The sequence below is a fragment of the Planomonospora parontospora genome (genome assembly GCA_014647935.1).
In the GTDB taxonomy this organism is placed as follows: domain Bacteria; phylum Actinomycetota; class Actinomycetes; order Streptosporangiales; family Streptosporangiaceae; genus Planomonospora; species Planomonospora parontospora.
In genome coordinates this window covers 62,895-84,364 of record BMQD01000008.1, presented here as the reverse complement: position 1 = coordinate 84,364, position 21,470 = coordinate 62,895, and the positions used below count along the sequence as shown (strand labels likewise).

Here is a 21,470-nt window from a genome sequence, read left to right as displayed (position 1 = left end):
GCGTCCCTCCGCGTCCCTCCGGGGGCTCTCCCTCGACGGGTCACCGGGCACACCGCGGAGGACTCCCCTCTCCCGGCCGGGCCGCGGGCGGCGGTCGCCGCCGTGCGGCCGTGTCCCCGTGCCCACATTCCGCACGCACAAGAACCGAGGTCGCTCAATGTCACGAGTTCTCACGACCATGCCCGTGGCCGCCCTGGCCCTGGCCGCCCTGACGGGGTGTGCCGCGGGGCCGGGAGCCGGCGCGGCGCCCGCCGGATCCGCCACCGTCCAGGCACCCCCCTCGCCCACCCGGGACGTGCGCCGCCAGATCGAGACGGAGCGCGCCGCCTGCATGAAGCGGAAGGGCTTCCGGTACGAGATCCACGTCCCCGCTCCCCGGAAGGTCGGCGACGACGAGCGCAGAGCCGGTTCCGGGGACTACGAGGCGATGAAGCGGGTCCGGCAGAAGTACGGCTTCAAGATCTTCGCGAAGTTCGTCTACCCCGGTGATCCCGCCGCCGAACGCTACTTCGTGCTCCCGCACGGAACCAACGACGGGATCAAGCAGTCGCTCTCCGAGACCCAGGCCGTCGCCTGGGAGGAAGCGGACAACGACTGCCGCACCGAGGTGGTCCGGAAGGTCCTCGGCAAGACCGTGACCACGATGGAGGACTACTACAGCCAGCTCAACCGGCGGCTGGAGCAGGCCGACCGGGAGACCAACTCCGACCCTCGGCTGATCGGACTCGCCCAGGACTTCGCCGACTGCCTCAAAGGCAAGGGCTACCCCGTCTCCTCGGCCCGGCCCACCGACATGCGGGAGGCCGGCGCGCGGGCCATGGAGAAGGAGGCGAACCGGATCGGCAGGTCGCAGGCAGAGAACCCCGTCGACGAGGTGGGCGGCATGGAGGCGACGTACGAGCCGGAGCTGACCGTCGAGCAGGCCAGGCCGTACCTCGCCCGGGAGATCAAGGCGGCCCTGGACGACCTGGAGTGCGGCCGGGACTTCTATCCGGCCTTCTTCGCCGGCGACGCGGCGAAGAAGGCCTACCAGGAGTTCGGGCACGAGGCGATCCAGTGGTGACGGGCGGCGGGACGGTTCCACGATGAGATCATCGAAACGGACGCTGAGCGGGGTGCTCGCCGGGATCGTCGTGATCGCCGGCGCCGGGTGGGCGGTCGGCACGCGGCTCCGCTCCCCGGCCGACGAGGCCGCCCTGCGGCAGCCGCCCAAACCGTCGCTGGTCACCTCCCCTGTCGTGCGCCGGAAGCTGACCAGCACGGTCACCGTCAGCGGCACCCTGGCGTACGGCTCACCGCTGCCGGTCTTCCTGGCCGGAGTGGTGGGCGGCACCGCCGAGACCCAACGGGTCACCCGGGCCCCGCGCCCGGGGGCGGTCCGGGAGGGATCGGTGCTGATGGAGGTCAACGGCCGCCCGGTCTTCGCCCTGCGCGGCCGGGTCCCCATGCACCGGACGATGGCGCCCGGCACCCGCGGGCGGGACGTCGGGCAGCTCCAGGCGGCCCTGCGCCGCCTGGGGTTCGCCGCCCCGGCCACCGGCGTCTTCGACCGGTCCACCGCCGCGGCCGTGCGCAGATGGTACGGCGGGCGCGGCTACACCGCGCAGGAACCCGACCTGGCCGCGCGCCGGGAGCTGGAAACCCTGCGCCAGGCGGTGCGGACCGCTCAGGAGACCCTGGCCGCCGACCGCAAGGCCCTCGACGCCGGGCGGGACGTCCGGCCGCTCAAGCTCAAACTAGGCAACGCCCGCGAGGATCTGCGCGCGGCCGAGCGGGCGCTGGAGCGGGAGGACCTCCGGGAGCTCACCCCGGAGGAGGCCCTGCGGCTGGAGGCCCTGCGGCAGGGGGCGCGGACCGCCGAGGAGGCGTCGCTCACCGCCGAGCAGGCTCTGGCCGCCGCCAAGCTCGAGGACGACAGGCGGTTGCTGGAGATGAAGGCGTCCAACGCCCGGCAGGACGTCCAGGCCGCGGAGGAGGCCCTGGCCTCCTTCGACCAGGAGGTCGCCGACGCCCGGGAGACCCGGCTGGCCGGGGCGGCCGCGGCCGTACGGCGGGCGCAGGAGGCGGTCTCCACCGCCGAGCAGTCGCTGAGGCAGGCCCGGCAGACCTCTCCGCTCCGGTTGAAGGTCGCGAACGGCCGGCGGAGCCTGGCGGGCGCGAAGGCGATCCTGGCCGAGTACCTGAGGACCTACGGCGTCAGCGTGCCCCCGGGCGAGATCGTCTTCCTCCCCCGGCTGCCCGCTCGGCTGGACAAGGCCGCGGTCAGGCCCGGTGACGCCGTGGAGGGCGAGGTCGCCACGGTTACCAGCGCGGCCTTCGCGGTGACGGGGTCCGTGGAGAGCAAGGAGGCCGGACTGCTGCGCAAGGGCATGAAGGCAACGCTGGAGACCGGGGACGGGGCGGAGCTCTCCGCCGTGCTGACCGCGACCGGCGAGTCTGCCCGGCTCGCGACGGCGGCCCCAGGCGGTTCCGGCGGCACCGGCGGAGGTTCCGGTGACACCGGCGGGGGTTCCGGCGGCGCCGGTGGCACCGGCGGGGGTTCCGGCGCGGTGTCCGGCCGGTCGGGCGGGAGGTTCGGCTCGGTGCCCGTCCTGCTCACCCCCACGGCGGCGAAGGGCCTGCGCGAGCTGGTCGGCACCACGGTCACCGTGAAGATCTCCGTGGGCTCCACGGAGAGTGCGGTGCTCACCGTACCGGTCGCCGCGGTGGTCACCTCAGCCGACGGCCGGCCCCGCGTCCAGGTGGAGCTGCCCGGCGACAGGACCAGGGACGTCGCCGTCACGACCGGGCTGGCCGCCGACGGGAACGTCCAGGTGACCCCGGTGGAGCAGGGAGCGCTGGAGGAGGGCGACCGTGTGGTGGTGGGCGGTGCCTGAGGCACGGCCGCCCACCGCGCCGCCGCCCGGCGGGATCGGCCGCCACTGCGCGGTACCGGCGGCCGCCGGGTCCGCCCCCGGCCGCCGGGGCACGGCGCCGCCCTCACCAGATGACCACCCGGTGATCCTGTTGCGGGACGTGAGCCGGGTGTTCCCGGCGGACCCGCCCGTGCACGCGCTCTCCGGCGTCCGCCTCCGTGTCGAACGGGGCGACTACCTCGCCATCGTGGGCCCTTCGGGTTCGGGGAAGTCGACGCTGCTCAACACGCTGGGGCTGCTGGACCGGCCGACCTCCGGGTCCTATCTCCTCGACGGGATCGAGACCACGACCATGGGGGACGGGGCCAGGACCAGGCTGCGCGGCCGCCGGATCGGATTCGTCTACCAGTCGTTTCATCTGCTGCCGCACCGCACCGTCGAAGAGAACGTCATGCTCGCCGAGGTGTACGGCGGATTCTCCCGCCGGGGGCGACGGGAGCGGGCGCTGGCGGCCCTGGACCGGGTGGGGATGACTCACCGGGCCGGCTTCCCGACCGGCCGCCTGTCCGGCGGAGAGCGTCAGCGGGTCGCCATCGCGCGGGCGCTGATGGGCGAGCCGTCCCTGCTGCTCTGCGACGAGCCCACCGGCAACCTCGACAGCAGGAACACCGGAGCGGTGCTCGACCTCTTCGACGGCCTGCACGACCAGGGGACCACCCTGCTGGTCATCACCCACGAGGACGCTGTGAGCGCCCGTGCCGGCCGCCGCGTCCGCATCGCCGACGGCATACTCACCGAGGAGCCCGATGCACGTCCTTGACCTGTGGTCCGAAGCCCTCTCGGGTCTGCTGGCCCGCCCCGTGCGCTCCGCGCTGACCACGCTCGGCACCGTCCTGGGCATCACCACCCTGGTCGTCACGCTGGGCGTCGCCGCCACCGCGGGGAACCAGATCGTCGGCCGGTTCGACGAGCTCACCGCCACCGCGATCACCGTCGACGTCCCCGGCAGGCCCGAGCCCCTGGTCGGCTGGGACTCCCCGGCCGGGCTACCGCGGCTGCGCGGGGTCGTCTCGGCCGCCGCCATCGCACAGACCCAGGCGAGCTCCAATCTCCAGGTCACCTCCAACACCCTCGTCGACCCCACCCGGATCACCGATCAGACCCTGGCCGTCGTGGCCGCCACCCCGGAGCTCCCCCGGGCCGCACTCGGCCGGATGACCGCGGGCCGCTTCTTCGACGTCGGCCACGTCGAACGCGGCGACCGCGTCGTGGTCCTCGGCGAGCAGGCCGCCGCCCTGCTCGGCGTCACACGGCTGGTGAACGCCCCGGCCGTTTTCGTCGAAGGCCGCGCCTACACGGTGATCGGCGTGCTGGGCGGCCTCCGCCGCGAACAGGCCCTGTCCTCCGCCGTGATCGTGCCGCCCGCCATCGGCGCGGACTTCGGTCTGGAGCACGTCACCCGGGTACTGGTCAACACCACCCTCGGCGCCGCGGACCTGATCGCGAAACAGGCCCCGCTCGCGCTGAGCCCCGACCACGCCAACGAGCTCCAGGTGACCGCCCCGCCCAGCCCCAAGCGCGCTCGCGACGCCGTACAGGACGACGTCAACGGCCTGTTCCTGATCCTCGGCCTGGTCTCCCTGGTGGTCGGTGCGATCGGCATCGCCAACGTCACCCTCGTCACGGTGATGGAGCGCGTCGCCGAGATCGGCCTGCGCCGCTCCCTGGGCGCCGCCCGCCGCCACATCACCGCCCAGTTCCTGCTGGAGTCCGTCCTGATCGGCCTGGCCGGCGGGGTGGTCGGCGCCGCGCTCGGCCTGGTCACCGTGGTCGCCGTCTCCGCCGTCCGGGAGTGGACCCCCGTCCTCGACACCCGCCTCGTCCTCGCCGCGCCCCTCGCCGGAGCCCTGGTGGGCCTGTTCGCCGGGCTCTATCCCTCGCTGCGGGCCGCCCGGATGGAACCCGCCGACGCTCTGCGGTAGACATGTCCCGCGGGCCGCGCCGGTCAGCCCCGGGGCGACCAGTAGCGGTCGGCGGCCAGGACGAGGGCGGCGGCGCCGACGAGTCCGGCGTCCTGGCCGAGGGAGGCCGGGACGACGCGCACGCGCCGGGCGAAGTCCAGCCGGACGTGCGCCCGGAGGGTCTCCTCCAGCGGGTCGAACAGCAGCCGCCCGGCCTGGGACAGGCCCCCGCCGATGGTGATGACGTCGAGGTCGCACAGGTGGGTGGCGGAGGCCACGGCCAGGCCCACCGCCCGCCCGGCCCGGGCCATGGCGGCCAGGGCGATCGCGTCCCCCGCGGCGGCGTCGAGCGCGAGCTGCCGCCCGCTGGCCGCCGTGGCCTCCACGTAGGCCGGACCCGCCGCGCCGGAGGCCCGCGCGGAGACCCCACCGGACTCCGCGGCCCCGCCGGGTCCCGCGGCCCCGCCCGATCCGGCCGCTCCCACCGCCGTACCCGCGCTGCCCGCGCTGCCCGCCGTACCCGCGCCGCCCTGCTGCGCACCCGCGCCGCCCGCCGTACCCTGCTGCGCACCCGCGCCGCCCGCCGTGCCGCGCTCCGCACCCGCGCCGCCCGGGACCCAGCCCTGCGCCAGGGCCCAGGCGGCCAGCCCCGGGCCGCGGGCGACGGCCTCCAGGCAGCCGCGTCCGCCGCACTCGCAGGCCGGTCCGTCCGGGTCGACCACGACGTGCCCGATGTGCCCGGCGTTGCCGCTGCCGCCGTCGATCAGCCGGTCGCCGAGGATCAGCCCGCCGCCCACGCCCGTGGACACGACCATGCCGAGCATGTTGGCGCTGCCCCGGCCCGCCCCCCGCCAGTGCTCGGCGGCGGCCACGCAGACGGCGTCGTTGTGGATGCGGACCGGGACGCCGGGGAAGCGGGCGGCCAGCCGGTCGCGGAGCGGGAAGGCCCGCCAGCCGGGCATGTTGAGCGGTGAGACGGCCCCGTCGGGCCAGGTCATCGGGCCGCCGCAGCCGATCCCCACCCCGTCGACCGGGGTGTCGCCCGCGACGGCGGCGATCAGCGCGTCGAGCGCCTTCCACAGGGTCTCGGCGTCACCGCCGGGCGGGGTAGCGACCCGCTCCGCCGCCCGGACGTCTCCCTCGGGGCCGACCAGCGCGGCGGCGAACTTCGTCCCGCCGATGTCGACGGCAAGCACTGATCGCGGCATTCAGCGATCATACGGCTGGCCGGAGGGCGGGCGGGAGGAGAAGACCAGGAGGCTCGCGGTGAACCCGTGCACGTGGTTCTGGCCCCCGACCGGGCCGATCTCCCCCGCCGAGAAGAACCCGGCCACCCCGACGGGCCCCAGGATGTCGCTGACCGCCGTCGTGTCGTGATCGGCGCTGCCGAACATGGCCGATCCCCGCCCGTTGCACGCGAACAGCAGCGCGCCCTCCACCCTGCCGAACTCCTCGCGGTGCGCGTCGAGCAGCTCGTAGAGGTCCTCGTCGGCGGTCGCCGCGTCACGCACCTGGAACCGGACGGTGCGGCCGATGTCCACGACGTCCCCGATGGCCACGGCCTCGCGGTCGGGGTCGATGCCGAGCACGCCCCGGATCAGGAAGTCGCCGCGCTCGTGCCGCTCGGCGTACTCGTCGATGGCGATGCCGATCTGCAGCCCGGCGGCGACCAGGTCGCGGTCGTCCTCGTCCAGCGCGCTGACGATCTCCTCCAGCCGGGCCAGGGCGGGCTGCCCGGCGAGTTCGAGCAGGAGGTTGTCCTCCGTCCCGGTGACGGCCATGGACGGGCCGATCGGGCGGCAGCCCTGGCTGACCACGGTGCCGACGTTGACCTCACCGCCGAGCAGCACCCCGACGGCCCCCTCGGTGTAGACCTTGCCGTCGGCGAAAAGCCGCACCGCGCCCCTGCCCTGCAGCGAGTTGGCCAGGCCGCCGATCAGCGGGAGGCCGCCGAGGACCTCCCCCGAGCGCTCGACGAAACCGTCCGTCGGGAAGCTGTAGGGATCGGCGAACATGATCGCCACCCGGTCGTCCGGGACGCGCTCCGGCAGGCCGACCACGACGAACTGCTCCTCCGTGCGGAGGCTGTCCAGCGCGAAGGTCGTCAGCCTGGCCCCGTCGAGGACGGCGGCCCAGGCGCTCACCGCCGGGGTGATCTCCACCCCCTGCCCGTCGCCGATCACCCCGGTGGAGCTGCAGCCGACCACCGCGGCGCCGGGGGCCATGCTCATCGCGCGCAGCCCCGCGCGCGAGACGTCGTCGGGGTCGTCACCGCAGACGAAGAAACAGACCAGGTCCGGCGGCTTGTCCAGGCCGCGCAGAGCCTGGTTCACCGCGGATTCCGCCGCCGCGACCAGGTCGGAGCCCACGGCGAGACCATCGGCGAAGCGGCTCGTCAACAGCGCCACTCGTCTCGCCTCCCTCATTGTGTGCGAAGCCTTCCCGCCCGGAGTCCTCTCCGGACCGCCCCGGCTTCCCTGGAGCGATTCTCCCCACTGGGAGGGCGGGCACGCGCGTCCGCCGCCAGGCAATGCGGGAGACTCGCAATCAGGATGAGACTGCCGGTTTCGGCTCAGGAGACGTAGTCTCGGTCCCGTGCCTCACATTCCAGAGCCACGGACTCTGCGCGAGCTTCGCGAGAGCGGCCATATCCATCGCACGGTGAAGGCGGAGATCCGCGAGAACCTCCTGGCCCGGCTCCGGGCCGGCCAGACGCGGTTCCCCGGCATCGTGGGCTTCGACGACACGGTCCTGCCCCATCTGGAGCGGGCCCTGCTCGCCGGTCACGACCTGGTCCTGCTCGGCGAGCGCGGCCAGGGCAAGACCCGGCTCATCCGCACCGTCACCGGACTGCTCGACGAGTGGACCCCGGTCGTCGACGGCTGCGAGATCAACGACCACCCCTACGCGCCCTCCTGCGTCCGCTGCCGCCGCCTGGCGGAGTCCGAGGGCGAGGAGCTCGCGGTCTCCTGGCGGCACCGCGACGAGCGCTACGGCGAGAAGCTCGCCACCCCCGACACCTCCGTCGGCGACCTCATCGGCGACGTCGACCCCATCAAGATCGCCGAAGGGCGCACGCTCGGCGATCCGGAGACCGTGCACTACGGCCTGGTGCCGCGGAGCAACCGGGGCGTCTTCTCCGTCAACGAGCTGCCCGACCTGGCCGAGCGGATCCAGGTGTCGCTGCTCAACGTGCTGGAGGAGCGCGACATCCAGGTCCGGGGATACAACCTCCGCCTGCCCCTGGACATCCTGCTGATCGCCAGTGCCAACCCCGAGGACTACACCAACCGCGGCCGGATCATCACCCCGCTGAAGGACCGCTTCGGCGCGGAGATCCGCACCCACTACCCGTCCTCCGTCGAGGACGAGCTGGCGCTCATCCGGCAGGAGGCGGCGCTCGACCACGTGGGGGCCGACCTCCCCGGCCACCTGGTCGAGGTGATCGCCCGCTTCACCCGGCTGGTCCGCGAGTCCACCGCGGTGGATTCCCGCTCCGGCGTCTCGGCCCGCTTCTCCATCGCCGCCGCCGAGACCGCCGCCGCCTCCGCGCTGCGGCGGGCCGCGCTGACCGGTGAGGAGCGCGCGGTGGCCCGGGTCGCCGACCTGCCGGACATCGTGCACACCCTCCGGGGCAAGGTGGAGTTCGAGGTCAGCGAGGAGGGCCGGGAGATCGAGGTCCTCTCCCACCTGCTCCGCAGGGCCGTCGCCGAGACGTTCCGCGGCACGCTCGGCGGCGCGGACCTGTCGGCGCTGCTGGAGCGCTTCTCCGAGGGCGTCCAGGTGGAGTCCGGTCCCCTGGTGCCCGCCGCCGAGCTGCTGCAGCGGATCGGCCCGGTGAACGGCCTGGCCAGGATCATGTCCCGGCTCGGCATCGGCGACGAGTCCCCCGGCCACGCCGCGGCCGCCCTGGAGTTCGCCCTGGAGGGTCTCTACCTCCTGCGCCGGCTGTCCAAGGACGAGGTGGACGGCACCACGGTCTACCGCACCTAGCGGTGCCCGTGCCGCACTCCAGGAAGACCGAGGAGACCGCCATGCCCGACCGTTCCCTGCTCTCCCCTCTGTTCTCGACCCTGCCCTCCACCCTGCTCTCCGCCCTGTCCTCCGCTTCGCCCTCGCCGCACCGCCGGGCCGGGGGCGGGCGATGAGCTACCGCTACGGCGAATACCGGGACGGGCCCGACCCGCTCGCCCCGCCGTACGACGTGCGCGCCGCGCTGGACCAGATGGGCGACGCCATCCTGTCCGGCTCCAACCCCGGCCACGCCCTGCGCGACCTGCTCAAGCAGGGCCTGCCCGGCGCGGAGAACCGGCGCGGCCTGGACGACCTGCTCCGGGAGGTGCGGCGGCGCCGCCGCGAGCTGCGCGAGCGCGGGCGGCTGGACGGGACGCTGGAGCGGGCCAGGGCGCTGCTGGACAAGGCGATCGGCCAGGAGCGGGCGGAACTGTTCCCCGACCCGTCCGACGACGCCCGGTTCCGCGAGTCGGTGCTGGACGGCGTGCCGGACGACCCGGCGGGCGCGATCCAGTCGCTGGGCTCCTACGACTGGCGCTCCGCCGCGGCCCGGCGGACCTTCGAGGAGCTGCGCGACCTGCTCCGCCGGGATGTGCTCGACAGCCAGTTCCGGGGCATGCGGCAGGCGCTGGCCGACCCCGACCCGGCCGCGCTGGAGCGGGTCCGCGAGATGATGACCGCGCTGAACGACATGCTCGACCGGGACGCGCGGGGCGAGCACACCCAGAGCGACTTCGACGACTTCATGTCGAAATACGGGAACATGTTCCCCGAGTCGCCGCGCAACCTGGAGGAGCTGGTCGACGCCCTCGCCCGCCGGGCCGCCGCGACCCAGCGCCTGCTGGCCTCGCTCACCCCGGCCCAGCGGGAGGAGCTCGCGGGCCTGATCAACCAGGCCCTGGAGCAGGCCGGGCTGGCCGACCAGATGCGCCGCCTGGGCGAGTCGCTCCAGTCCCGCCGCCCCGACCTGGCCTGGAACACCCCGGAGCGGCTCGGCGGCGACGAGCCGCTGGGCATGGCCGACGCGGTGACCGCGCTGGACGAGCTCGCCGACCTGACCCAGCTGGAGGCCGCGCTCCGCCAGGACTACCCGGGCGCCCGGCTGGACGACGTCGACGAGGCGGCGATCCGGCGCGCGCTCGGCCGTTCGGCGGTCGACGACCTGCGGGCACTCCGGCAGATCGAACGCGAGCTGGAGCAGCAGGGCTACCTGCAACGCCGGCGCGGCAGGCTGGAGCTCACCCCCAAGGCCGTCCGCCGCCTCGGCGAGACCGCCCTGCGCCGCGTCTTCGCCTCCCTGGAGTCGGGCCGCCGCGGCGACCACGACCAGGTCGACGCGGGCGCGGCCGGAGAGCTCACCGGCTCCACCCGGCCCTGGCGGTTCGGCGACGAGCAGCCCATCGACGTGGTCCGCACGGTCGTCAACGCCGTACGGCGCGGCCCCGGCCGCGCCGGAGAACGCAGCGGCGCCGTGGCCCTGTCGGTGGACGACTTCGAGGTGGCCGAGACCGAGCGGCGCACCGCGGCGGCCGTCTGCCTGCTGGTGGACCTGTCCTACTCCATGGCCCTGCGCGGCACCTGGGCGGCCGCCAAGCAGACCGCGATGGCCCTGCAGGCGCTGGTCAGCTCCAAGTTCCCGCAGGACTCGGTGCAGATCGTCGGTTTCTCCAACTACGCCAGGGTCCTGCAGCCCGACGAACTGGCCGGCCTGGAGTGGGACATGGTCCAGGGCACCAACCTGCACCACGCCCTGCTGATCGCGGGCCGCCACCTGGACCGCCACCCCGACTTCGAACCGGTCGTGCTCGTGGTCACCGACGGCGAACCCACCTCGCACCTGCGCCGCAACGGCACCTACGCCTTCGAGTGGCCGCCCACCCGCGAGACCCTGGAGCTGACGCTCGCCGAGGTCGACAAGATGACGCGGCGCCGGGCGACGCTCAACGTCTTCATGCTGGCCGAGGACGAACGGCTGAAGGAGTTCGTGGACGAGGTCGCCCGCCGCAACGGCGGCCGGGTCTTCTCCCCCAGCGCGGACCGCCTGGGCGAGTACGTCGTCAGCGACTTCCTGCGCACCCGCCGCGCCCGGTAGGCGGCGCGCGGTCGGGCGCGCGCCGCCGGTCAGGCTCCGGCGAAGGCCGCGTAGTGGTCCAGCGCGAGGTCGAAGCCGTCGCGGTAGTGCCGGTAGGAGCGGTAGCAGGGGCGCCAGGCCGTACTGTTGCCCACGCCCGCCCTGGCCTCGGCCACCGCGGCCGGGACCCGCTCGGGACGGAGCAGCAGCCCTCCGCCGAGATAGCGGAACTCCGCCAGGACGGTGCAGGAGCCGGGCCCGCCGGAGACGAACCGACCCCAGCGCCAGCCGCTCTCCTCGTCCCAGACCAGCGCGTCCCCACCGGTCAGCCGGATCGTCCCGGCGCGCGGGTCGCACGGACCCTCCCACCACGCCTCGGCCTGGGCGCCCAGCGCCTCGGCGACCAGCCGGAGATAGGAGACGGGCTGGTGCCGCCATTCGTCGGTGTACGGCTCGACATGTCTTACAGCCACGACGGGCACTCCCTTGTGCCTTGTGCACGATCTCGATTTCGACGCCCGTCCGGACACGGCCCCGGCTCGACCGCCGGCGGCCCTCACGCGGGAACGGGCTCCGGGGTGATCCTACTCACTCCGCCGGTGTGCTCAGGGCGGGAACGGGAGGATCCGCCCCTACCGCGGGCCGGGCTCCCGGCCCCGGGGCGGGACGTGCGGCGACACCCGCCCGAGGTGCCTTGAAACGCGGTGCCATCCGGGAAAGGCTGGGCTTGTCTTCACGGGAGGCGCGCATGTGGATCGTGGTCGCGGTGGTCTGCGGCGTCCTGCTCGCCGCCGTTCTCGCCGTCCTCGTCCTCGTCGCGGTCAGCGTCCGCGTCGAGGACGGCCGCGCCTCGATCACCGGCCGCGCGCCGGGCGCCGCGGCGGCGGGCACCCGGCGGCTGCTCGGCATGCGGGTCGACCACGGCGACTGCCGGGCGCACCCGCAGGACGCCTGCCCGCTCTGCCACCGCCTCCTCCAGGAGGAGAGCGGGTGGCGGGAGGGACCTCCGCCGCCCGGCCGGGAGGAGTACGGCGCGCCCGGACCGCGGGGGCCGGACGAGCCTCGCCCCGACGGGATCACCGGAGGTTAATGTCGGGCGTATGACTCTGCTGCTCTGGCTGCACATCGGTTTCGCGATCTTCACTCTGGGGCCGGTCGTCGCCGCGACCATGTCCACGCCCCGGTTCATCCGCGCCCGGAACGTCGACGTCCTGCGCTACCTGCACAAGACGACGCGCGTCTACGCCGTCGCCTCCGTCGGCGTCTTCCTGTTCGGCGTGCTGGTCGGCCTGGAGTATCTCGGCAGGCCGTACCTGTCGGTCTCCATGACGCTCTTCATCGTCTCCGCCGTGCTGCTGGTCGTCGTGGAGCGGGACCAGCGAGCCGCCCTGCGGGCCCTGACCAGCGAGGACCCGCAGGATGACGCCAAGGTGCAGACCGGCCGGATCGCCACCCTCTCCGGGCTGATCACCCTGATCTGGATGGTCGTCCTCGTGCTGATGGTCTGGGGCAACCCCTAGCCGCGGGAGGGTGCGGCCAGCCGAGGGCCTGGGTGAGGTCGGCTAACCGAGGGCCTGGGTGAGGTCGGCGAGCAGGTCGTCGACCGTCTCGATGCCGACCGAGAGGCGGACCAGGTCGCCGGGGACCTCCAGCGGCGAGCCCGCGGCGGAGGCGTGGGTCATCCGGCCCGGGTGCTCGATCAGCGACTCCACGCCGCCCAGCGACTCGCCCAAGGTGAACAGCCTGGCCCGGTTGCAGACCTCGACCGCCTCCGCCTCGCCGCCGGCGACGCGGAAGGAGATCATGCCGCCGAAGCGCCTCATCTGCTTGGCCGCCACCTCGTGCCCGGGGTGCTCGGGCAGGCCCGGGTAGAGCACCGAGGTCACCCGCGGGTGCGCCAGCAGGAGGTCCACCACCCGCTCGGCGTTGTCGCAGTGGCGGTCCATCCGCACCGCGAGCGTCTTGAGGCCGCGCAGCGTCAGCCACGCGTCGAACGGCCCGGCCACCGCGCCCATCGCGTTCTGGTGGTAGGCCAGCCGCTCGCCCAGCTCGGCGTCCCGCGCGACGAGCGCGCCGCCGACCACGTCGGAGTGGCCGCCGACGTACTTGGTGGTGGAGTGCACCACGACGTCCGCGCCCAGCGCCAGCGGCTGCTGGAGGTACGGCGAGGCGAAGGTGTTGTCCACCACCAGCAGCGCGCCGCAGTCGTGCGCCAGCTGCGCCAAGGCGGCGATGTCGGCGATGCCGAGCAGCGGGTTGGTGGGCGTCTCCACCCAGATGACCCGGGTCTTCTGCGTGATGGCGGCGGCCACCGCGGCCAGGTCGCCCAGCGGCACCGGGTCGTAGTGCAGCCCCCAGTTCTCGTGGACCTTCGCGAACAGACGGTAGGTGCCGCCGTAGGCGTCGTTCGGGATGATCACGTGGTCGCCGGGCCTGCAGACCGTGCGGAGCAGGGTGTCCTCGGCCGCCAGGCCGGAGGCGAAGGCCAGGCCGCGGGTGCCGCCCTCGACGGCGGCGATCGCCTCCTCCAGGGCGGTCCTGGTCGGGTTGGCCGACCTGCTGTACTCGTATCCGGAGCGCAGTCCCCCCACGCCGTCCTGCTTGTAGGTGGACACCGCGTAGATGGGCGGCACGACGGCCCCGGTCTGGGGGTCGGCCTCCTGACCGGCGTGGATGGCCAGGGTCTCGAATCCTTCACTCATACGGGCCACGCTACTCCGCCTCGCGGCCCACAGGACTCCGCCCGGCCCGCGAACGCGCCCGCCGCGCCGCGGAAGGACCCGGCCCGCGAACGCGCCCGCCGTACCGCAGGGCACCCGGCCCGCCCCCGCCACGGTGCCGGGAACCCGGCCCGTACCCGCCGCACCGCGGAAGGACCCGCCCGCACCCGTCGCGGTCCGGAAAACGCGAGCCGGCCCGCGCCCCGCCTCCCTGGAGTTCCAGAGGCAGGACACGGGCCGGCGGTCTCCGGGCGGCGGTCCCCCGACCACCGTGCTCCCCGGAGCGTCCGGTGGTCTGCTACGCGGCCTGCGGCTCGCGGTCGTCCGGGCGCCTCGGCCTGAACGGCACCACTTCGGCGCCCTCCGCGGCGGTCCCGGCCATGGTCCCGGCCATGGTCCCGGCAACGGCGGCGATCGGCGGCGCCTGGATGTACCGGCCGCTCGCCCCCTCGGCGGGCTCCCCGTTGATGCGCGAGAGCAGGACGGGATCGGCGAGCGCCAGGCACAACGCGACGACGAATCCGACGGCCAGCAACACGATCCCGATGACGGTCATTTCCCTCTCCCCTTCGACGCTTCAAGCATGCGCCGGGGAAGGGGGGTCCCGCCTCCGCTGAAGGGCCGGTCCTGCGAGGGGGCATTCGGCCGAACGGCCGATATGTCAGGTCAACCATCCGGATTAGGCTCGTCGCCCGTGGGGGAATCGCATCGCGTTGTCTACTGGATCCGGCGGCTCAGCGAGATCGCCCTGCTCTGCTGGCTCGGGCTGCTGCTCCTGCTGGACCTCGGGATAGCGGTGGCCGGCAACAGCCCCGAGCACCTGCTCTCCTTCGGCTGCGGCGCCTACGGGATCTACGCGGTGTGGCGCCGCCGCCGGAGCCGTGTCCTGCCCTACGCGGTCCTGCTGGGACTGTCGTTCGCCGCCACCGTCGCCGCCGCGGCGATCCCGGGCGGCGACGCCGGTCCCGGTCTCGCCGAGACCGGGGCGCTGCTCGTCCTCACCGTCGGCGGGCTGCGCTGGATCGAGCCGGTCAAGAGCGCGGCGATCTTCGCCGTGGTGGCGATGCTCATGCTGGAGTCCTCCTCCGGCCGGATCGGTCAGTCCGAACCCTCCCTGGCCTTGGGCTTCCTCCTCTTCTTCGCCTGGTCCATGGCCGCCGGCGTCGGCGCCTACCTCCGCTTCCAGATGGAGCGCCGCCGCGAGGCCGTGCACTCGGTACGGCGGGCCGAACGCCTGGAGCTCGCCCGCGAACTGCACGACCTGGTCGCCCACCACATCACCGGGATCGTGGTCCAGGCGCAGGCGGCCAAGGTCGTCGCCGAGGCGAAGCCGGAGGCGGTGGCCCCCGCGCTCGACGCGATCGCGAACGCCGGGGCCGACGCGCTGACCTCGATGCGCCGCCTGGTCGGCGTGCTGCGGGCGGACGAGGCCGCGCGCACCCCCGGCACGCGCCTGGCGGACATGCGCGTGCTCGTGGAGAGGTTCTCGGCCCACGGGGGGCCCAGGGTGGCCTTCGAGGTCGGCCAGGACATCACCGACGACACCCTGCCGCCGGAGGTGCTGACCACCCTCCACCGCGTGCTGCAGGAATCCCTCACGAACGTCCGCCGCCACGCCCCCGGCACCGGCTGGGTCGAGGCCGACCTGCGCCGGGTGGACCGGTGCGTACGGCTGCGCGTGCGCAACTACGCCTCGGCCTCCGACGTCAGGGTCTCCCGCCTGGGCGGCGGCTTCGGCCTGGTCGGCATGGCCGAGCGCGTCGAGGCGCTCGGCGGCCGTCTCTACGCGGGCCCCACCCCCGAGGGCGCCTGGGAGGTGTTCGCCGAGTTCCCCGGTTAGTGGGTGACCAGGAAGGCCAGCAGGTCCTGGCGGGTGAGCAGGCCGACGGGCTTGCCGTCGTCGAGGACCACGGCGGCGTCGGCCTTCTCCAGGGCCTCGACCGCGTGCGAGACGGGCTCGCCGGCGCCGATCATGGGGAGCGGCGGGGACATGTGCCCGGCCAGCGGCTCGTCCGGACGGAGCCGTCCCCGGTAGAGGGCGTCCAGCAGATCGCGCTCCACGATCGAGCCGACCACTTCGGCGGCCATGACCGGCGGCTCCTCCTTCATCACCGGAAGCTGCGAGACGCCGTACTCCCGCATGATGGCGATGGCGGTGTCCACCGACTCGTGCGGGTGCGTGTGCACGAACTCCGGCAGGCCGGTGCCCTTGCGGACCAGCACGTCCCGCACCAGGCCCTCATCCGAGGAGGTGGTCAGGAAGCCGTAGTCGGCCATCCAGTCGTCGTTGAAGATCTTGGACAGGTAGCCGCGGCCGCCGTCGGGCAGCAGCACCACGACCACGTCGTCCGGCCCGGCCTGCTGCGCCACGCGCAGCGCCGCCACCGTGGCCATGCCGCAGGAGCCGCCCACCAACAAGGCCTCCTCGCGGGCCAGGCGGCGGGTCATGCCGAAGGAGTCCTTGTCGGAGACCGCGATGATCTCGTCGCAGACCGTGGTGTCGTAGGTGGCCGGCCAGATGTCCTCGCCGACCCCCTCCACGAGGTACGGCCGGCCGGTGCCGCCGGAGTAGACCGATCCCTCGGGGTCCGCTCCGATGATCTTCACGCGGCCGCCGGAGACCTCCTTGAGGTAGCGGCCGGTGCCGCTGATCGTGCCGCCCGTGCCGACGCCCGCCACGAAGTGGGTGATCCGCCCCTCGGTCTGCTCCCAGATCTCCGGGCCGGTGGTGTGGTAGTGGCTCTCGGGGTTCTGCGGGTTGGAGTACTGGTCGGGCTTCCAGGCGTTGGGGACCTCCCTGGCCAGCCGGTCGGAGACCGAGTAGTAGGAGTCGGGGTGGTCGGGCGAGACCGCGGTCGGGCAGACGACGACCTCGGCCCCGTAGGCCCGGAGCACGGCGATCTTGTCCTGGGCGACCTTGTCCGGCACCACGAACAGGCACCTGTAGCCGCGCTGCTGGGCCACGATGGCCAGGCCGACGCCGGTGTTGCCCGAGGTGGGCTCCACGATCACGCCGCCCGGGCGGAGCGCTCCCGACTTCTCCGCGGCGTCGATCATTCGCACCGCGATGCGGTCCTTCACCGAGCCGCCGGGATTGAAGTACTCGACCTTGGCGAGCACCTGGGCCGGCAGGCCCGCGGTCACCTTGTGCAGCCTGACGAGCGGGGTGTCGCCCATCAGCTCCACCAGCGAGTCATGTACGCGCATCGCGTTGATCACCTCGAAATACCGAAGCTTTGTCAGCTTGTTCTGTCGGATGCCAAGATCCCAGGGGGTGACCGGGACTCGGCTAGTTTCACCTCAAACGCTACCGTCGCATCGCGACGCACAGTGTCGCCACGGGTACGACGAAGTCACCGGTCACCTGGGAGCACCACGGCGGAGGAGGGCGCGGACACGTGAGCTGGACACCCGGAGCGGCTCGGGCCGCGCGGCGCATCGCGGCCGCGGCGGCCGTGGGAGGCGGCGGCCTGACCCTGCTCGGGGCGGCCACCTACGGCATCCTGTTCGCCGAGGGCGTGCTGGCGCGGCGGATCGTCGGCCGCCCCCACGGCATGGAGGGGCCGCCCTCGGACGGGGTCTACGGCGAGTTCGGCGGCGAGCCGATCCGGATGGCCATGCTCGGCGACTCCACCTCGGTCGGCCTGGGCATGACCGATCCCGCCGACACCCCCGGCGTGCTCATCGCGTGCGGCGTGGCCGCCGTCGCCGAGCGGCCGGTGCGGCTCACCGTGGCCGGCGTGTCGGGGGCCGCCTCCGCCGACCTCGGCGAGCAGGTGGACCGGGCGCTGGAGGCGCGCCCGGAGGTCGCGGTCGTCTTCATCGGGGCCAACGACGTCACCACGCAGACCTTCCCCGCGCAGGCCGTACGGCATCTGCAGAAGGCGGTGCGGCGGCTGCGCGAGGCCGGGGCCGAGGTGGTCGTGGGCACCTGCCCGGACCTGGGCACGGTCCGGCCGCTCCCGCAGCCGCTGCGCTGGGTGACCAGGCGCTGGAGCCGGCAGCTCGCCGCCGCGCAGACCGTCGCGGTCATCGAGGCGGGCGGGCGGACGGTGGCCTTCGCCGACCTTCTGGGGGAGGAATTCGAATCAAACCCCCACGAAATGTTCGGACCCGACCGTTACCACCCATCTCGCCGAGGCTACACGCAAGTCGCTTACGCGGTGCTACCGTCTGTTTGCACTGCGTTGGAGCTGTGGCCCGAGCCGCAGCCCGTGCGCGGTCAGTCGGTTTACCTTGCGGCGGCTAAGGCCGCGGAGGAGCCCGGCGCCGAGGTGTCCGCGACCCGGGTCGCCGGTCGAGCCACGGGTCCCCACGGACGATGGGTGACCCTGCTCCGCCGGAGGTCCGAGCCGCTGCCTCACGACGCCTGAGCCCGGTCACCCTCCGCGGCGATGTCGTGACGCCTCGCCCCTTTGGAGTGGATGCCCATGATCCGGTCTCATGCGAAACCAGCGATGGTGCTCGCCGGAGCCCTGGCCCTGGCCGGCTGCTCCGGCAGCGAAGCGGCCACCCCCGACTACCCACGCTGGCACAACACCCAGGTGAACGCGGTCAGCCGCACCACCACCGCCGGCGGCGTCGCCACGACGACGTCGCTCAGGCCCGACGGCACGCTGGAGACGGTCGCCCTCGACCTCGACTCCGGCAAACGGCTGTGGTCCGCCCCCGCGGTCATGGCGGGCCGGCTGCCCGGGATGGGGATCCCCGCTCCGGCGATCATCGAGACGGGCCGGGACCACACCGTCGTCGTCACCGTCGATCCGTCCGCGAAGCGGCGGCGGACCGCCGCGCTCGTCGGCCGCGACGCGAAGACCGGGACCGCGCGGTGGACCCGGCCGGTCCACTCGACCTTCGGGCCGCAGAAGTGCGGGATGTTCGTGTGCCTTTCGGAGAACACCGCGCTCTCCACGGCCCGGGTCGTCGTGCTCGACCCGGCCACCGGGAGACCGCGGTGGAAGCTCCCCGGCATCGCGGAGGTGCAGTGGTCCAACGCCTCGCGCGTGGTCTTCCTGCGCCTGGCCCGCAACCCCCTGCTGGAGGCCTATGACCTGCGGACCGGGAAGGTCGTCTGGCAGCAGCCCGTCGAGCAGGCCCTCGGCTCCGGCGTCAACATGTCGGGCGGCTGGTCGTTCGGCTCGACGGCCGAGAACCTCGTCGGTTACGTCGCCCCCTACACCGACCCCAGAACGAAGAAGGTCTCCACCTTCGGGCTCTTCTCGGTGAAGCTCTCCGACGGCTCGGTCAACTGGATCCGCCCCTCGGTCGTACGCGTGTACCCCAGCGGCAGCCCGGGGTTCGCACCGGTCGTCCGCCCGGTCGACCAGCAGGGTCAGTACGGCGGATTCGCCCGGCTCGACCCCGAGAGCGGCCGGGTCCTCGGCCAGATCCCGGCGACCGACGTCCCGGGGTCGGGCTGGTGGCTGGCCTTCCCCGCGCGGATGGACCGGATCGGCTTCCTCAAGCACGGCAAGCGCGGGACCGCCTTCGACCTCGCCACCGGCAGGCCGGCCGAGGTCGAGGAGGAGCGCGGCTGGTCCTTCTGCGTCACCGATCCCAAGCCCCTCGCGTTGAAGGGTCAGACCCCCGGGTTCTACTCGGTGGCCTCGCTGTGCGAGTTCGACCTGGCCACCGGGAAGCGGGTGGCCGACGCCGGTGCCCCGCCCGGCTGGTTCACCGGCAGCCAGAACGGCTGGCGGATCTGGCGTGACGAGAAGGGCGGCCTGCACGGCGTCCAGGACGCCACCGCCACCGCCCCCGGGATGTACGGCTAGCGCCCGCCGTCCGCCCATGACTGTGCCCGGGTCCCGCCGAACAGCGGGGCCCTTTGGCATTCCGTAACAAAGTTCTGTTTCTTCCCACCCCGGGTCGTGGCTTCCGGACTACCGCGCGGTAACCTCCGCAGAGGAGCGATTAACGAAGGACCCGCGAGGGGGCTCCGGTGTCTGGACTGAGGAGCGCGCGCAGCGAAGCGAGCACGCGACGAGGGAAGACACCGGTTACCGGCCCCCGAGCCGCGACGCGCAGCGTCGCCGTCAACACAGTGAGGGGGCTCCGGTGTCTGGACTGAGGAGCGCGCGCAGCGAAGCGAGCACGCGACGAGGGAAGACACCGGTTACCGGCCCCCGAGCCGCGACGCGCAGCGTCGCCATGAGCACAGGAGGCCACATGCCCGAGGCAGTCATCGTCGCGACCGCGCGCTCGCCCATCGGACGCGCCTTCAAGGGATCGCTCAAGGACATCCGTCCTGACGACCTGACGGCGCAAATGATCAAGGCCGCACTGGCCAAGGTCCCCCAGCTCGACCCGAACACCATCGACGACCTGATGCTGGGCTGCGGTCAGCCGGGCGGCGAGCAGGGCTTCAACATGGCCAAGGTGGTCTCCACCCTGCTCGGCCTGGACGGCGTGCCCGGCACCACCGTCAACCGCTACTGCTCGTCCTCGCTGCAGACCACCCGGATGGCCATGCACGCCATCAAGGCGGGCGAGGGCGACATCTTCGTCTCGGCGGGCGTGGAGTGCGTCTCCCGCCTCGTCAAGGGCAGCGCCGACGGCGTGTCCGACACGCAGAACCCGCTCTTCCTCGACGCGCAGGCCCGGGGGAAGCAGGCCGCCGAGGGCGGAGCCCCCGTCTGGCGCGACCCCCGCGAGGACGGCGCGCTGCCCGACATCTACATCGCGATGGGCCAGACCGCGGAGAACGTGGCCGGACTCAAGGGCGTCTCCCGGCAGGAGCAGGACGAGTTCGGCGTCCGGTCCCAGAACCTCGCCGAGAAGGCCATCGCCAACGGCTTCTGGGAGCAGGACATCACCCCGGTGACCCTGCCCGACGGCACCGTGGTCAGCAAGGACGACGGCCCCCGTGCCGGCACCACCTACGAGGCCGTCTCCCAGCTCAAGCCGGTCTTCCGCCCCGACGGCACCGTCACGGCGGGCAACTGCTGCCCGCTGAACGACGGCGCCGCCGCCGTGATCGTGATGAGCGACACCAAGGCCGCGGAGCTGGGCATCACCCCGCTCGCCCGCGTCGTCTCCACCGGCGTGAGCGGCCTGTCCCCCGAGATCATGGGCCTGGGCCCGATCGAGGCCAGCCGGCAGGCCCTGGCGCGGGCGGGCATGTCCATCGACGACGTGGACCTCGTGGAGATCAACGAGGCCTTCGCCGCCCAGGTCATCCCGTCCTACAAGGAGCTGGGCATCGACCTCGACCGGCTCAACGTCAACGGGGGCGCCATCGCGGTGGGCCACCCGTTCGGCATGACCGGCGCCCGGATCACCTCCACTCTGATCAACAGCCTCAGGTTCCACGACAAGTCCATCGGCCTGGAGACCATGTGCGTGGGCGGCGGTCAGGGCATGGCCATGGTCCTGGAGCGTCTCAGCTAGCCCCCGGCCCGGAGCCGTCAGCCGTGGACGTCGGGACCGGCGCGGGTGAGGTCGATCCTCACGATCACCCGCCGGTCCCGCTCCATGGCCGCCCGGTAGTCGTCCCAGTCGGGGTGCTCCCCGGAGATGTCCCGGTAGTACGCCACCAGGAGGTCCATCGCCTCCGGCAGCGGCACGACCTCGGCCTTCCCCTCGATCTGGATCCACTCGCCGAAGAACGCGTCCGTGGTCACGCAGAGCGCCACCCGGGGGTCCCTGCGGAGGTTGCGGACCTTCGCCGCCGTCTCCCGCGTGCTGACGACGGGGTTTCCCCGGGAGTCCAGCCCTACGGTGACCGGGGAGAGCTGGGGCCGGCCGTCGGCGTGCCAGGTCAGCATGACCGCCCGGTGGTTGCCCCGGATGAACTCACGTGCCTTGTCGAGATCCATTGGGTCATCATCCCCGCGCAGGCGAGGACTCC

At 73.3% G+C, this 21,470-nt stretch carries 19 protein-coding genes; 12 read left to right on the top strand and 7 right to left on the bottom strand.

Annotation, left to right across the window (positions count from 1 at the left end; genetic code table 11):
• Nucleotides 1-157: 157 nt before the first annotated feature.
• The 4 genes from IEZ07_RS14485 to IEZ07_RS14470 all read left to right on the top strand — a co-directional run bounded on the left by IEZ07_RS14485 (nucleotide 158) and on the right by IEZ07_RS14470 (nucleotide 4,837).
• On the top strand, nucleotides 158-1,063 hold the full coding sequence (locus IEZ07_RS14485; protein ID WP_191895239.1) for a hypothetical protein: 906 nt from the start codon (nucleotides 158-160) through the stop codon (nucleotides 1,061-1,063).
• A 22-nt stretch (nucleotides 1,064-1,085) separates the two neighbouring features.
• Nucleotides 1,086-2,876, top strand: coding sequence for a peptidoglycan-binding protein (locus tag IEZ07_RS14480; RefSeq protein WP_191895238.1), 1,791 nt, complete (start codon nucleotides 1,086-1,088; stop codon nucleotides 2,874-2,876).
• Nucleotides 2,877-2,997: 121 nt separating this feature from the next.
• On the top strand, nucleotides 2,998-3,675 hold the full coding sequence (locus IEZ07_RS14475) for an ABC transporter ATP-binding protein (protein WP_204054387.1): 678 nt from the start codon (nucleotides 2,998-3,000) through the stop codon (nucleotides 3,673-3,675).
• Nucleotides 3,662-4,837, top strand: coding sequence for an ABC transporter permease (locus IEZ07_RS14470; protein ID WP_191895237.1), 1,176 nt, complete (start codon nucleotides 3,662-3,664; stop codon nucleotides 4,835-4,837). The genes IEZ07_RS14475 and IEZ07_RS14470 overlap by 14 nt, the downstream gene beginning before the upstream one ends.
• A 23-nt stretch (nucleotides 4,838-4,860) precedes the next feature.
• On the opposite strand, the gene IEZ07_RS14465 is transcribed toward IEZ07_RS14470, so the two are convergent.
• Together IEZ07_RS14465 and IEZ07_RS14460 are read right to left on the bottom strand one after the other, a co-directional pair.
• The gene (locus IEZ07_RS14465; RefSeq protein ID WP_191895236.1) at nucleotides 4,861-6,024 is read right to left on the bottom strand and encodes an ROK family protein; all 1,164 of its coding nucleotides are present in this window, start codon (nucleotides 6,022-6,024) and stop codon (nucleotides 4,861-4,863) included.
• Nucleotides 6,025-7,224 carry an FIST signal transduction protein gene (locus tag IEZ07_RS14460; RefSeq protein WP_239320013.1) on the bottom strand — a complete coding sequence of 400 codons (1,200 nt, stop codon included), beginning with the start codon at nucleotides 7,222-7,224 and terminating at the stop codon, nucleotides 6,025-6,027. It abuts the gene before it with no gap.
• A gap of 187 nt (nucleotides 7,225-7,411) precedes the next feature.
• On the opposite strand from IEZ07_RS14460, the gene IEZ07_RS14455 reads away from it, so the two are divergent.
• Together IEZ07_RS14455 and IEZ07_RS14450 are read left to right on the top strand one after the other, a co-directional pair.
• Nucleotides 7,412-8,809, top strand: coding sequence for a sigma 54-interacting transcriptional regulator (locus tag IEZ07_RS14455; protein WP_084008794.1), 1,398 nt, complete (start codon nucleotides 7,412-7,414; stop codon nucleotides 8,807-8,809).
• Between the two features lie 151 nt (nucleotides 8,810-8,960).
• A complete protein-coding gene (locus IEZ07_RS14450; RefSeq protein WP_191895234.1) occupies nucleotides 8,961-10,922 on the top strand; it encodes a vWA domain-containing protein in 1,962 nt (653 codons plus the stop codon).
• 29 nt (nucleotides 10,923-10,951) lie between these two features.
• Here the strand turns inward: IEZ07_RS14450 and IEZ07_RS14445 are convergent, their stop codons facing one another.
• On the bottom strand, nucleotides 10,952-11,374 hold the full coding sequence (locus IEZ07_RS14445) for a DUF6292 family protein (RefSeq protein WP_068901468.1): 423 nt from the start codon (nucleotides 11,372-11,374) through the stop codon (nucleotides 10,952-10,954).
• A 275-nt stretch (nucleotides 11,375-11,649) separates the two neighbouring features.
• Here IEZ07_RS14445 and IEZ07_RS14440 point away from each other — a divergent pair, with 275 nt between their 5' ends.
• Together IEZ07_RS14440 and IEZ07_RS14435 are read left to right on the top strand one after the other, a co-directional pair.
• Nucleotides 11,650-11,991, top strand: coding sequence for a hypothetical protein (locus IEZ07_RS14440; RefSeq protein WP_191895233.1), 342 nt, complete (start codon nucleotides 11,650-11,652; stop codon nucleotides 11,989-11,991).
• 10 nt (nucleotides 11,992-12,001) lie between these two features.
• Nucleotides 12,002-12,421, top strand: a complete 420-nt coding sequence (locus IEZ07_RS14435) for a hypothetical protein (protein WP_068901151.1) — start codon at nucleotides 12,002-12,004, stop codon at nucleotides 12,419-12,421.
• 42 nt (nucleotides 12,422-12,463) lie between these two features.
• On the opposite strand, the gene IEZ07_RS14430 is transcribed toward IEZ07_RS14435, so the two are convergent.
• Nucleotides 12,464-13,603, bottom strand: coding sequence for a cystathionine gamma-synthase (locus IEZ07_RS14430; protein WP_068901150.1), 1,140 nt, complete (start codon nucleotides 13,601-13,603; stop codon nucleotides 12,464-12,466).
• A gap of 316 nt (nucleotides 13,604-13,919) precedes the next feature.
• Entirely contained in the window at nucleotides 13,920-14,177 is a 258-nt protein-coding gene (locus IEZ07_RS14425) for a hypothetical protein (protein WP_191895232.1), read from the bottom strand.
• Between the two features lie 138 nt (nucleotides 14,178-14,315).
• Here IEZ07_RS14425 and IEZ07_RS14420 point away from each other — a divergent pair, with 138 nt between their 5' ends.
• Nucleotides 14,316-15,461, top strand: coding sequence for a sensor histidine kinase (locus IEZ07_RS14420; RefSeq protein WP_191895231.1), 1,146 nt, complete (start codon nucleotides 14,316-14,318; stop codon nucleotides 15,459-15,461).
• Here IEZ07_RS14420 and IEZ07_RS14415 read toward each other — a convergent pair.
• Nucleotides 15,458-16,828 (bottom strand): cystathionine beta-synthase, encoded by a 1,371-nt coding sequence (locus tag IEZ07_RS14415; protein WP_068901466.1) that lies wholly within the window; start codon nucleotides 16,826-16,828, stop codon nucleotides 15,458-15,460. The genes IEZ07_RS14420 and IEZ07_RS14415 overlap by 4 nt on opposite strands.
• A 191-nt stretch (nucleotides 16,829-17,019) precedes the next feature.
• Here IEZ07_RS14415 and IEZ07_RS14410 point away from each other — a divergent pair, with 191 nt between their 5' ends.
• The 3 genes from IEZ07_RS14410 to IEZ07_RS14400 all read left to right on the top strand — a co-directional run bounded on the left by IEZ07_RS14410 (nucleotide 17,020) and on the right by IEZ07_RS14400 (nucleotide 21,010).
• Nucleotides 17,020-17,994, top strand: a complete 975-nt coding sequence (locus IEZ07_RS14410; RefSeq protein ID WP_191895230.1) for an SGNH/GDSL hydrolase family protein — start codon at nucleotides 17,020-17,022, stop codon at nucleotides 17,992-17,994.
• A gap of 84 nt (nucleotides 17,995-18,078) precedes the next feature.
• A complete protein-coding gene (locus IEZ07_RS14405; RefSeq protein ID WP_301549323.1) occupies nucleotides 18,079-19,395 on the top strand; it encodes a PQQ-binding-like beta-propeller repeat protein in 1,317 nt (438 codons plus the stop codon).
• A 394-nt stretch (nucleotides 19,396-19,789) separates the two neighbouring features.
• The gene (locus IEZ07_RS14400; protein ID WP_068901142.1) at nucleotides 19,790-21,010 is read left to right on the top strand and encodes an acetyl-CoA C-acetyltransferase; all 1,221 of its coding nucleotides are present in this window, start codon (nucleotides 19,790-19,792) and stop codon (nucleotides 21,008-21,010) included.
• 17 nt (nucleotides 21,011-21,027) lie between these two features.
• Here IEZ07_RS14400 and IEZ07_RS14395 read toward each other — a convergent pair whose 3' ends face one another.
• On the bottom strand, nucleotides 21,028-21,438 hold the full coding sequence (locus IEZ07_RS14395; RefSeq protein WP_191895228.1) for a PPOX class F420-dependent oxidoreductase: 411 nt from the start codon (nucleotides 21,436-21,438) through the stop codon (nucleotides 21,028-21,030).
• Nucleotides 21,439-21,470: the final 32 nt, after the last annotated feature.

Bases quoted from the DNA above. Each gene is read 5' to 3' on its own strand.
- IEZ07_RS14485 (WP_191895239.1), top strand. From the start codon at position 158: ATGTCACGAGTTCTCACGACCATGCCCGTGGCCGCCCTGGCCCTGGCC.
- IEZ07_RS14480 (WP_191895238.1), top strand. From the start codon at position 1,086: ATGAGATCATCGAAACGGACGCTGAGCGGGGTGCTCGCCGGGATCGTC.
- IEZ07_RS14470 (WP_191895237.1), top strand. From the start codon at position 3,662: ATGCACGTCCTTGACCTGTGGTCCGAAGCCCTCTCGGGTCTGCTGGCC.
- IEZ07_RS14465 (WP_191895236.1), bottom strand. From the start codon at position 6,024: ATGCCGCGATCAGTGCTTGCCGTCGACATCGGCGGGACGAAGTTCGCC.
- IEZ07_RS14450 (WP_191895234.1), top strand. From the start codon at position 8,961: ATGAGCTACCGCTACGGCGAATACCGGGACGGGCCCGACCCGCTCGCC.
- IEZ07_RS14440 (WP_191895233.1), top strand. From the start codon at position 11,650: ATGTGGATCGTGGTCGCGGTGGTCTGCGGCGTCCTGCTCGCCGCCGTT.
- IEZ07_RS14435 (WP_068901151.1), top strand. From the start codon at position 12,002: ATGACTCTGCTGCTCTGGCTGCACATCGGTTTCGCGATCTTCACTCTG.
- IEZ07_RS14430 (WP_068901150.1), bottom strand. From the start codon at position 13,603: ATGAGTGAAGGATTCGAGACCCTGGCCATCCACGCCGGTCAGGAGGCC.
- IEZ07_RS14425 (WP_191895232.1), bottom strand. From the start codon at position 14,177: ATGACCGTCATCGGGATCGTGTTGCTGGCCGTCGGATTCGTCGTCGCG.
- IEZ07_RS14415 (WP_068901466.1), bottom strand. From the start codon at position 16,828: ATGCGCGTACATGACTCGCTGGTGGAGCTGATGGGCGACACCCCGCTC.
- IEZ07_RS14405 (WP_301549323.1), top strand. From the start codon at position 18,079: ATGGTGCTCGCCGGAGCCCTGGCCCTGGCCGGCTGCTCCGGCAGCGAA.
- IEZ07_RS14400 (WP_068901142.1), top strand. From the start codon at position 19,790: ATGCCCGAGGCAGTCATCGTCGCGACCGCGCGCTCGCCCATCGGACGC.
- IEZ07_RS14395 (WP_191895228.1), bottom strand. From the start codon at position 21,438: ATGGATCTCGACAAGGCACGTGAGTTCATCCGGGGCAACCACCGGGCG.